Annotated in this window: 10 protein-coding genes; 3 read left to right on the forward strand and 7 right to left on the reverse strand. The window is 64.9% G+C overall.

What is annotated here, in order from left to right:
• Positions 1–662: 662 nt before the first annotated feature.
• The 3 genes from cas2 (at position 663) to cas6 (ending at position 3,146) form a co-directional block, all read left to right on the forward strand.
• The gene (gene cas2, locus B128_RS12525) at positions 663–932 is read left to right on the forward strand and encodes a CRISPR-associated endonuclease Cas2 (RefSeq protein ID WP_083922059.1); all 270 of its coding nucleotides are present in this window, start codon (positions 663–665) and stop codon (positions 930–932) included.
• A gap of 92 nt (positions 933–1,024) precedes the next feature.
• Positions 1,025–2,416 (forward strand): TIGR02710 family CRISPR-associated CARF protein, encoded by a 1,392-nt coding sequence (locus tag B128_RS0100690; RefSeq protein ID WP_018110385.1) that lies wholly within the window; start codon positions 1,025–1,027, stop codon positions 2,414–2,416.
• A gap of 1 nt (position 2,417) precedes the next feature.
• Positions 2,418–3,146 (forward strand): CRISPR-associated endoribonuclease Cas6, encoded by a 729-nt coding sequence (gene cas6 / locus B128_RS0100695; RefSeq protein WP_018110386.1) that lies wholly within the window; start codon positions 2,418–2,420, stop codon positions 3,144–3,146.
• Here cas6 and sat read toward each other — a convergent pair.
• The 7 genes from sat to B128_RS0100730 are packed head-to-tail and all read right to left on the reverse strand — an operon-like array spanning position 3,126 to position 9,441.
• Complete coding sequence (gene sat / locus B128_RS0100700) at positions 3,126–4,178, reverse strand: sulfate adenylyltransferase (protein WP_018110387.1); 1,053 nt, start codon at positions 4,176–4,178, stop codon at positions 3,126–3,128. The two genes, cas6 and sat, sit on opposite strands and share 21 nt — an antisense overlap.
• Before the next feature lies 1 nt (position 4,179).
• The gene (cobA, locus tag B128_RS0100705; protein ID WP_018110388.1) at positions 4,180–4,905 is read right to left on the reverse strand and encodes a uroporphyrinogen-III C-methyltransferase; all 726 of its coding nucleotides are present in this window, start codon (positions 4,903–4,905) and stop codon (positions 4,180–4,182) included.
• Positions 4,898–5,638 (reverse strand): TSUP family transporter, encoded by a 741-nt coding sequence (locus B128_RS0100710; protein WP_018110389.1) that lies wholly within the window; start codon positions 5,636–5,638, stop codon positions 4,898–4,900. Before B128_RS0100710 ends, cobA begins: the two co-directional genes overlap by 8 nt.
• Complete coding sequence (locus B128_RS0100715; RefSeq protein WP_018110390.1) at positions 5,639–6,307, reverse strand: phosphoadenylyl-sulfate reductase; 669 nt, start codon at positions 6,305–6,307, stop codon at positions 5,639–5,641.
• Positions 6,295–6,939: a precorrin-2 dehydrogenase/sirohydrochlorin ferrochelatase family protein gene (locus B128_RS0100720; RefSeq protein WP_018110391.1), complete on the reverse strand. Its 645-nt coding sequence runs from the start codon at positions 6,937–6,939 to the stop codon at positions 6,295–6,297. Before B128_RS0100720 ends, B128_RS0100715 begins: the two co-directional genes overlap by 13 nt.
• The gene (locus tag B128_RS0100725) at positions 6,918–7,691 is read right to left on the reverse strand and encodes a uroporphyrinogen-III synthase (protein ID WP_018110392.1); all 774 of its coding nucleotides are present in this window, start codon (positions 7,689–7,691) and stop codon (positions 6,918–6,920) included. The genes B128_RS0100720 and B128_RS0100725 overlap by 22 nt, the downstream gene beginning before the upstream one ends.
• Positions 7,692–7,695: 4 nt before the next feature.
• The gene (locus B128_RS0100730; RefSeq protein WP_018110393.1) at positions 7,696–9,441 is read right to left on the reverse strand and encodes a nitrite/sulfite reductase; all 1,746 of its coding nucleotides are present in this window, start codon (positions 9,439–9,441) and stop codon (positions 7,696–7,698) included.
• Between the last annotated feature and the right edge of the window lie 75 nt (positions 9,442–9,516).

Below are 9,516 nucleotides of genomic sequence, written 5' to 3' on the forward strand. Positions count from 1 at the left end.
TGGCGAAGGGCTTTTTGGGCACAGATTTTGACCAAGTACATGCTTCCAGTAAGGTGCTATACTGAGGGTGTCCGAACCCTCGGACGGGGATCTTGAAAAAGGGTTTTGCCTTGGGCAAGGGAAATATGCACTTTTCCCTTCTCATCGTACGGCCCGCATGGCCGTGAGCATGGGCCCAAACCCCGCAAAATGCCCTCTATACGCCGTGTGCATATTCCAGACTTCATCTTTCTCACAAACCCCCCCTCTGAGAACCCCGTCCAGGACGATGTAGAGGAGGGGGTAGAGTTGCAAAAGTCTTAGCCCCGTAAGGGGATTGCTATTCCCTGACTTTGGCCAGTTCCTCGCCAAACTCCTCCTTGAGGTTGCAAAAGTCTTAGCCCCGTAAGGGGATTGCTATTTGCGAGCCCGCTTAACTTGGGCCCGCAGGAGGAGTGCAAGTTGCAAAAGTCTTAGCCCCGTAAGGGGATTGCTATCCCACCGAGTCGGTACCCTCAGCACCCCCCGTGGTGACCACCAGTTGCAAAAGTCTTAGCCCCGTAAGGGGATTGCTATCCGAAGGGTACAGTCTTTAAGGGTATACGCGCCCGTCATCGCGCAGATGCAAAAGCCTTGGCTTCATAATGAGGATCACCATTGCTTAGAATGCTAGGCTTTAGCCTATGAAACGTCTTTACGTGATCAGCTATGACGTACCAGACGATACCCGAAGGATTAAATTGGCCGCTCTTTTGAAAAGCTATGGAGAAAGAGTCCAGCTTTCTGTGTTTGAATGCTATTTGGACGAGTCCTTGCTTTCTGATTTGAAGGCGCGTGCTCGTAGGCTACTAGACCTCACTCAGGACTCTCTGCGTATTTATTCCGTTTCTGGAAAAGTAGAGGTGCTTGGGGTGGGACCTTTTTACGAAGTGCAGCCTTTTATTGTTACCTGAACATAAGGGGGAATGACGCCTTCTGTACCCTTCGGGATGGAGCCTAGGTTTCCGGCGCAGAATAGAGGGGTGTTTGGGGTATTTTAGTAGATATGCACGATGAAGGGTTGGAAAATGTTTGGCAAGCCTACAAGGAGGCGGTTCGGGCCGGGGGCAACCCTCAGACCCTCTACCAGGAGCAGGTCTGGCCGGCCCTTCTGGACCTTTGGCGCCGGCAACCCAGGGTCTACCCTAGCCGGCAGCCTTTTGCCGTCTCCGTCCACACCCTGGGCACAAGCCCCGAGGCCACGGCTTTGGCCATCCTGGGGACCGGTGCGGAAACGGTCTACGTAATCCACACCCGGGACAGCGCCTCCTTTCTGGAACGCCTCAGGCGGGACACGGGCAAGGACCTCTACCCCCTGGAGGTGGGCAAGAGCGACGTGGCGGCCATCTACCGCCACGTGAAGGACCTCCTGGAAAGGCACCCGCAGGTGCCCGTGGCCCTGGACCTCACCAGCGGCACCAAGGCCATGAGCGCGGGACTGGCGGCCGCGGGCTTTTTCTTCCAGCGCTTCTTCCCCCAGGTGCGCGTGGTCTACGTGGACAACGAGGCCTACGACCCCGAGCTCCGCCGTCCCCGGGCGGGTACCGAGCGGCTGGTCATCCTCCCCAACCCCCACGAGGTCCTGGGAGGGGTGGACGCTTTCCTGGCCCGGGAGCTCTACGAACGGGGGGAGTTTGCCAAGGCCCAGGCGTACTTTGGGAGGCTGGTTGAGTCCACCGGGGACCGCCAGTATGAACTTTATGCGCTTCTCAGCGGTATGTACCGGGCCTGGCAGGCTCTGGACTTTTCCGAGGCCCTCAAACAGGGGAAAAAGCTCCTGGACAGGCTTTCCCAGGATGTGTGGCTGAACCACCCCCTGAACCGGGCGCGGGGGGACCTCGAGGCCCAGGTGGCCCTCCTGGAGGGCGTGGAGCGCTTCCTGAGGACCCGGGACTTCGGCGAGCTCCAGGGGGTGCTGGGCCTGGCGGCTACCCTGCTGCGCCTTTCGGAACGGGCCAGGGGAGAGAACCCGCCCCTGGCGGCCCTCTACGCCTACCGGGCCCTGGAGCTCCTCCTGCAGGAGCGCCTGAGCCGCCTGGGCCGCCGGGCGGAGGCCCCGGGCCTCACCCCTGAGGAAGCCCAGGGCCTGCGGGAGGTCCTGGCGGGCTTCCTACAGATTCCCCCGGAGGCAGTGGAGGTACCCCCTAAGCTGGGCCTTCTCCACCTGGTGGCCTTCTTGCGCCTCAAGGGGGACTCCCTCCTGGCCACCCTGCCCCAGGAGCGCCTCATGGGCCTTTCGGGGGTGCTCAAGGCCCGGAACGAGTCCCTGCTGGTCCACGGGTTCCTGGTGCCGAGGGAGAAGGAGCTCCAGTCCCTCCTGAGCCTGGCCCAGCGCCTGGGGGAGGACCTGGCGGCGGGGGCCAGGCCCTCCCTGGAGCCCGTGCCCCTGGGGTTTTAGCATGGTCCTGGCCGCTTTGGTGCTCCTCCTGGAGGGGGAGGCTCCCCCGGAACCCATAGGCCTGAGGGGTTTTTTCTACACCCTCCTCAAGGAGGTGGCCCCCGAGGTCCACGACCAGGGGGAAAACCCCTTTGCCCTGGGGATGGGGGGCCGGGAGGGCGCTTACTGGGCCCGCTTCAGCCTCCTGCGGGAGGAGCTTTACGCCCGCCTGGCCCCCAGGCTCTTTGCCCTGGAGGGGGCAGAGGTGCGCCTGGGCCAGCCCTTCCGCGTGCGGGGGGTGGTGCAGGAGGGGCACCCCTGGGCCGGGGTTTCCACCTACGCCCGCCTCTTCCAGGGGGAGGCGGGGCGGGACCTTCCCTTGCGCTTCTACAGCCCCACCTTCTTCCGGCGGAAGGGGGTCCACTACCCCGTGCCCGAGCCCCGGCTGGTCCTGGAGAGCCTGTTGCGGCGCCTCGAGGCCTTCGGCCCCTTAAAGGCCCCGGAGACCATCCGGGAGGCCCTTTTGGAAAGGACCACGGTGCGCCACCTCCAGGGCCGCACCCTGAAGGCGGAGACCGAGGTGGACACCGTGGGCTTTGTGGGCCAGGTGGTCTACCACCTGCCTAAAGCCAGCGAGGAGGAGGCCCGCTGGCTCTGGGCCCTGGGGCGGTTCGCCTTCTACAGCGGCGTAGGAGCCAAGACTGCCCTGGGGTACGGGCGCTCCCGCCTCCTAGCCCAGGCCCTCCCGTAGAATGGGCAGGAGCTCGGGGCGCACCAGCTCCGGGGGTGGCTCCCGGCCCTCCCGAAGCAGACGGCGCACCTGGGTCATGCTCACGGAAAGCCGCTTGGCCCGGTGCCCCCCGGGGCAGGTCCGCTCCGAGGCCATGCCGCCGCAAAGAGGGCAGAAGAAGACCGCTCCTACCCGGATGATCTCGATGCCCAGGGGGGGAAGCCCGTCAAAGATGCGGTGGGCGGCGTAGGGGTCGTAGAAGTCCCCCACCCCCGCGTGGTCCCGGCCCACTAGGAAGTGGGTGGCCCCAAAGTTCTTGCGCACCAGGGCGTGGAAGACCGCCTCCTTGGGGCCGGCGTAGCGCATGGGGGTGGCCAGGCCGAAAAGGGCTACCCGCTCCCGGGGGAGGAAGCCCTCCACCAGGGCCTGGTAGGCCTTTACGATCACCTCGGTGGGGAAGTCGTCCGCTTTCTTCGCCCCCAGGATAGGGTGGACTAGGACGCCATCCGCCAACTCCAGGCCCAGCCGGATCAGGTACTCGTGGGCCCGGTGGGGGGCGTTGCGGGTCTGGAAGGCCACCACGGTCTTCCACCCCTGGGCTCGGAAAAAGGCTCGCGCTTCCTCGGGGGTCTTCTCCAGAGGGCTCCTCGGCCTAGGCTTCAAGACTGTCACCTTTCCCCCTATGGCGTAGGGCCCTTTGGCGTAGAGCCGGGCCACCCCTGGGTGGGCCTCGCTTTCCGTGCCGAAGACGGCCTGGGCCAAGGCCCTGAGATCCAGGGTGTACGCCTCGGCCACCTCCATGAGGCCAACGGCCTCTCCCTGGTGCACCAGGGCTACCCGGTCCCCTGGGCCTACCCGGGGTTTCTCGGGAAGTTGGAGGAGGATGGGGAGGCTCCAGACCTCCCCTGTGGGCAAGCGCATCTCATGGACCACGGAAAGGGTTTCCTCCCGGGTCATGAAGCCCTTTACGGGATGGAAAGCCCCGGTGACCAGGTTTTCCAGGTCCAACCGCTCGTCCTCGCCAATGGCGATCTGGGGCAGGCGTTCTGCCATCCTAGACCCCCGCCACAAGGTGGGTTCCAATTTTGTTGGAAATATGGCTGAAGACCCGCACCACTTCCCCGACGACCCAGACGGCTGGAGAACCAACTTCCACCTTTCCTGCGGCCACCTCTTCCAGGGTGGCCGGTACGCGGCGTTCCTGGGGGGTGGTGGCCTGTTCCACGAAGAGGGTGGGCTCGTCCCCCCTGCGCCCTAGCCGCAGGAGCTCCTGGGCGATCCAGACCCGCCGCCTCACCCCCATGAGGACCACCAGGGTGGGCACCCGGGCGTAGGGGGCGAGGTCGGGGAAGCCTCCGCTCTGCAGTACTCCAGAGACCACGGCAAACCCCTCCGCCATCCCCCGGTGGGTGAGGGGAACTCCGGAGGCCAAGGGACTGGTGATCCCGGGTACCACCTCTACGGGGATCCCGTGCTGGAGGAGGAACAAAACCTCCTCCCCGCCCCGGCCGAAGACGAAGGGATCCCCTCCTTTGAGCCGGACCACCCAAGGGTAGGCTTGGGCGTAGCGGAGAAGGAGAAGATGGATTTCTTCCTGCTTGCCGCTTTCCCCCTCCTCCTTGCCCACATAGACCCGTTTCCCCTTGGTTAGGGCCAGAATCCGTGGGTCCACCAGCCGGTCGTGGAGAACCACCGGGGCCTCCCGTAGGAGGCGGTAGGCCCTCAGGGTGAGGAGCTCGGGGTCCCCGGGGCCTGCCCCCACCAGGTACACCCTACCCATGGGCCACCCCCCGGTAGAGTATTTGGGCACCGATGAAGAGGAGCCAGAGGAGAAGGGCAATCCGCAGAGGCTTCTTGGGCATCCAAGTGGCTAAAAGAGCCCCCAGGGCCGCCCCTGCTACCCCGCCTAGGCTCAGGGCCAGGAGGAGGTCCGGGGCCACCTGGCCGAAGTAGAGGTGCACCCCGCCTCCGAGGAGGGAAAGGGCTAGGCCGAAGAGGATGTCCGTGCCCACCACCTTTTGGGGAGGAAGCCGGGTGGCCCAGAGGAGGAGGAGGGTTCCCAGGGCGCCTGCCCCCGCGGAGGAGAAGCCCACCTCGAGGCTGATGCCAAAAGCAGCAGGGGGTAGGACCCGGGGTCTTTCCCGTCCTTCGGGGGAACCCTTAAGGGTCCGGTAAAGCCCCAGCGCCGCAGAAAGAACCACGGTGAGGCCCACCAGCAGGAGAACAAGGTCCTTTGCCCCTTTAAGGTGCGTGAGGGTGAGGCTTCCCAGGAATACCCCAGGAAGCCCCCCAAGGAGAAGGAGGCCTAGAACCTTTCCTGCCACCTGGCCCCGCAGGAGGTAGACTGCTCCTGCGGGTACTTTCACCAGAAAGCCGAAGAGAAGGGCAGTGCCCACCGCCACCTCCGGGGGAAGCCCTAAGAGGAGGATTAGCAGAGGGGCGGTGATGGTTCCGGCTCCTACCCCTGTGATCCCTATGGCCAAGGCAATGAGGAAGCCCAAAAGAAACTCCATCTAACCCTCCTTCCCGTGCAAGTGGATGCCGCACTCCAGCTTCCCCTTGCCGGCCCAGCGTCCTGAGCGGGGATTGGAAGGGTCCAAGGGCTTTTGCGTGCAAGGGGCGCAACCGATGGAGAGGTACCCCTGGTCGTAAAGGGGGAGGTGCGGGAGGTCAGCCACGGCCAGGTAGGCGAACACCTCTTTGAGGGTCCAGTCGTAGAGGGGGCTTATCTTGGCAAGCTGGTGGCCCGAGGGAAGAACGGCCTGCTCCACAGGCTTCAGATGGGCGCGGGTGAGGGACTGCTCCCGTCTGAGTCCGGTGAACCAGGTATCATACCCCTTCAGGGCCTGGAAAAGGGGCTCCACCTTGCGCATCTGGCAGCAGCGCTGGGGATCGGTTTTGTAGAGCCGGCCGTAGCGGGCCTCCTGCTCCTCCACGCTCAGGGCGGGAACCAGGTTCACCAGGTGGAAGCCAAGCTGTTCCCTCAAGGCATCCCGATAGGCGTAGACCTCGGGGAAGTGGTAGCCCGTGTCTAGGAAGAGCACGGGGATGTCGGGCCTTTGGTTGAGGAGAAGGTGGAGAACCACCACGTCTTCCGCCTGGAAGCTGCAGGTAAAGCAGGGGTTCTGTCCTCTAGCCAAGGCCTCCTTGATAATCTCCTGGGCTGCTTTTACCTTGTCCATGCCAAAACCTCCTCCAGGGTTTCCTCTATCCGTGCTTTGGCCCCTTCCAGGCCCTTTTTGGGAAGCTCCTCCAGGGCTAGGTCCACCACCCGGTACCAGACCTGCTTCCGTTCCTCAAACTCCGGGATCTGGGCCAAGTGGGGTCTTAGGGTGCGCAAATAGGCCACCAGCTCCCCGTACACCGGGGGAAAAAGCTGGGAGAGATGCTCCTTTAACCTCACCGTCAAGGCGGGTGCTGCCCCTGAGGTGGAGAGGGCCACCAGGAACTCTCCCCGTCGCAACACTGCGGGGAGAATGGCGGAGGCGTTCTTGGGGTCATCCACCGCCACCAGGAAGATCCGCCGTCTTTCCGCCTCGGCCTTCACCTTCGGGTGGATGGCCTTGTCCTTGGGGTGGCTCACCACCAGGAAAAACCCCTCCAGGTCTCCTTCCCGGTACCCTCGAGGCAACCAGCGGAGCCGCTTTTCCTCCGCTAACGCGCTCAGGCCCCAATGGTCCTCCTCCGCTAGGACCGTGAGGCGGGCCCCAGCCTCGAGGAGCCCTTGGAGCTTGGCTCCCGTCTCGGGGCCGCCGGCGATGAGGAGAACAGGCCGCTCCCTCAGATCCAGCATCAAGGGGAAGTAGTGCACCATCCCTCCTCCAGGGCACGCCGGAACCCCTGGAGCATGCTCCCCAGGCGTTCCGTGGGGTCTGTGTAGAAAGGTTCCACTCCCCATTCCCGCAGGGCGTCCGCGGTGACCCGGCCTACGGCCAGGGCCTTTACCCGGGTGTTCAGGGCTTCCCGGAGGGCCGCGGGGTGGTGAGCCCCTTCAAAGAGGAACTCCACCTGGATGGCGGCCACGAAGGCCACGGCGTCCACCTCTTCCTCCAGGATGGCTTCCTCCAGGCGGCGGATTCCCGCAGGGTCCGGCAGGTGGCGGTAAGGCATGAGGGGGAGGACCTGGAAGCCCCTTTGGGCCAGGGCTTTCTCCAGTAAGGGAAGGGGCTTGCCGTAGAGCTGGAGGGCTGACCGGCCGGGGCCTTGGGGGAGAAGGGGGAGGAGGCTTGGGGAGGTGCCATCCCCCACGGCGTGGGGTGGGAGGCCTTCTTCCTTGAGAACCCGGGCGGCCTTGGCTCCCCGGGCCAGGCGCCGGGCCCTGGCGAAGACCCCTCGTAGGTCCAGCCCCAGGGCCTCCCCGTCCTGCAACAGGTCCCGTACCCCTACTCCAGTGGTGGCCACCAGGAGGTCCACGCCCTCTCCTAGGGCCTGGAGGTGGTCCTGGTACTCGGGGAGGAACACCTTCTCCGTGGCCTGGGTGGGGAGGAGAAGAGGAGAGAAACCCAGCTTCTGGGCTAAGGCCCGAAACTCCTCCTTGCGGCGTAGACCTGCGTAAGCGATGCGCATAGCTTCAAACCGCGCACTCTCCCCGGCCCTGCTGCACGCTGAAGACCTCCCCTTCAGCCCCCAGGTCTTGGTAGAGCTCGGGGGCCTCCTCATAGGGGGGTATCTCCTGGAGGTCCTCCAGAAGGGGCTTGAAGGAGGCTACCCCTACCCGGTCCAGGTAACCCGCGAAGCTTTCCCCGTCCTGCCGCTCTGCCTGGAAGCGACGAAGGATGCGCTCTACCGCCTCAGGCACCCGTCTGGCGGGCAGGCGGCCCACCACCTGGCCAAAGCGGGCCTCTCCTTCCCGGGTCCTCCCTCCCAGGAGCAGGACGTAGTGGGGCACTTCCCTTTCCCCCACCTTGCGGCTTGCCCCGTAGAAGCCGATGTCGGCGATATGGTGCTGGCCGCAGGAATTAGGGCACCCCGAGATCTTGAGGCTCAGGGGCCTCAGCCCGGGGTCCTGAGCCAGGGGCAGGTTCTCCAGACGGTTTCCTAGGGCTTCGGCCAGCCCCCGGGAATGGGTGATGGCCAGGTTGCAAGTGTCCGCCCCGGGGCAACGGGTGATGTCCAGGAGGCTGTGGGCCTCGGGGTAGGCCAAGCCGGCCTCCAGGAGGGCCTCGTAGAGGCCACCCAAGGCGTTTTCGGGCACGTGGCGCAGGAGGAGGTTCTGGCTGATGGCGCTCCGTACCTCCCCAGCGTAGGTTTCGGCGATGTCCGCCAGCGCTCTCAGCCCCTCCGGGGTGATGTCCCCCAGGGGTAGCCGCACCACCACGGTGTAGAAGCCTGCTTGCTTTTGCCTCACCAGGTTGGTACGGCGGAAGCGGTCAAAGCCCGGAGCGAAGCTGAAGGGCCTTGCGGGGGGAGAGGGCAGGGAGGGAGGCGGGGGGTCTTGGGGCGGGGCCCAGGCCTTTAGGTCCTCACCGCTGGCCGTTAGTTTTACCAGCCGCCTCTCCTCCCGTACGGCCTCCCGGAAGGCCGCGATGCCCCATTTCTTCACCAGAAACTTGAGCCGGGCTTGGGTAAGGACCTTGCGGTTGCCGTAGCGGTCGAAGAGGCGGATGATGGCCAGCAGGGTGGGCAGAAGGTCCTCCTCCGGGGTGAAGGCTTCCAGGAGCTCGGCGCTCATGGGGGCGGCCCCCAGGCCGCCGCCCACGTAGATGCGAAAGCCGCGCCTTCCCCCCTCCAGGGCCGCTACCACGCCGATGTCGTGGATGGGCGTGCGGGCGTGGTCGGTGGCGCACCCCTCAAAGGCAATCTTGAACTTGCGGGGTAGATTCTGCCCCACGGGGTGGCGGAGGAAGTAGCGGTAGGTTTGCTCTGCGTAAGGGGTTACGTCAAAGGGTTCCTCTGGGGAGACTCCGGCAAAGGGGCAGCAGGTGATGGCCCGGATGGAGTGCCCACAGGCTTCGCGGGTGGTCAGGCCCACGGCGTTCACCGCCCGGAGGACCTTGGGCACGTCCCGGCGGTGCACGTGGTGGAGCTGGACCGCCTGGCGGGTGGTCACGTGGACTAGGCGGTTTTCCGTGTACCGTTCCGCCACGTCCGCCAGTACCCGCAGGGCCTCGGGGGTCACCTTGCCCACAGGGAGTTTGATCCGGATCATGTGGTGTTCGGGCCGGCCCCGGATGCCGTAGATGCCGTTTTTCAGCCGGTAGACCCAGAAGTCCTCGGGGTCCTCCTCCCCGGCCTCGAGGCGGGCGATCATGGCCTCGAGACGTTGAATCTCGGCTTCCACCACTTCAGGGAGCTTGGCTTTGGCTTCCTCTCCCATGCCCGGACCTCCTTTCCCCCCTCGGGGGTTAGGGGGAATGGTATACCATTGAGCCTATGAAAGTCAAGGGTATAA

The organism is Thermus igniterrae ATCC 700962, assembly GCF_000376265.1.
GTDB lineage: Bacteria > Deinococcota > Deinococci > Deinococcales > Thermaceae > Thermus > Thermus igniterrae.

Excerpts from the sequence above, each read along its gene's own strand:
- cas2 (WP_083922059.1), top strand. The coding sequence starts at position 663 with ATGAAACGTCTTTACGTGATCAGCTATGACGTACCAGACGATACCCGA.
- B128_RS0100690 (WP_018110385.1), top strand. The coding sequence starts at position 1,025 with ATGCACGATGAAGGGTTGGAAAATGTTTGGCAAGCCTACAAGGAGGCG.
- cas6 (WP_018110386.1), top strand. The coding sequence starts at position 2,418 with ATGGTCCTGGCCGCTTTGGTGCTCCTCCTGGAGGGGGAGGCTCCCCCG.
- sat (WP_018110387.1), bottom strand. The coding sequence starts at position 4,178 with ATGGCAGAACGCCTGCCCCAGATCGCCATTGGCGAGGACGAGCGGTTG.
- cobA (WP_018110388.1), bottom strand. The coding sequence starts at position 4,905 with ATGGGTAGGGTGTACCTGGTGGGGGCAGGCCCCGGGGACCCCGAGCTC.
- B128_RS0100710 (WP_018110389.1), bottom strand. The coding sequence starts at position 5,638 with ATGGAGTTTCTTTTGGGCTTCCTCATTGCCTTGGCCATAGGGATCACA.
- B128_RS0100715 (WP_018110390.1), bottom strand. The coding sequence starts at position 6,307 with ATGGACAAGGTAAAAGCAGCCCAGGAGATTATCAAGGAGGCCTTGGCT.
- B128_RS0100720 (WP_018110391.1), bottom strand. The coding sequence starts at position 6,939 with ATGGTGCACTACTTCCCCTTGATGCTGGATCTGAGGGAGCGGCCTGTT.
- B128_RS0100725 (WP_018110392.1), bottom strand. The coding sequence starts at position 7,691 with ATGCGCATCGCTTACGCAGGTCTACGCCGCAAGGAGGAGTTTCGGGCC.
- B128_RS0100730 (WP_018110393.1), bottom strand. The coding sequence starts at position 9,441 with ATGGGAGAGGAAGCCAAAGCCAAGCTCCCTGAAGTGGTGGAAGCCGAG.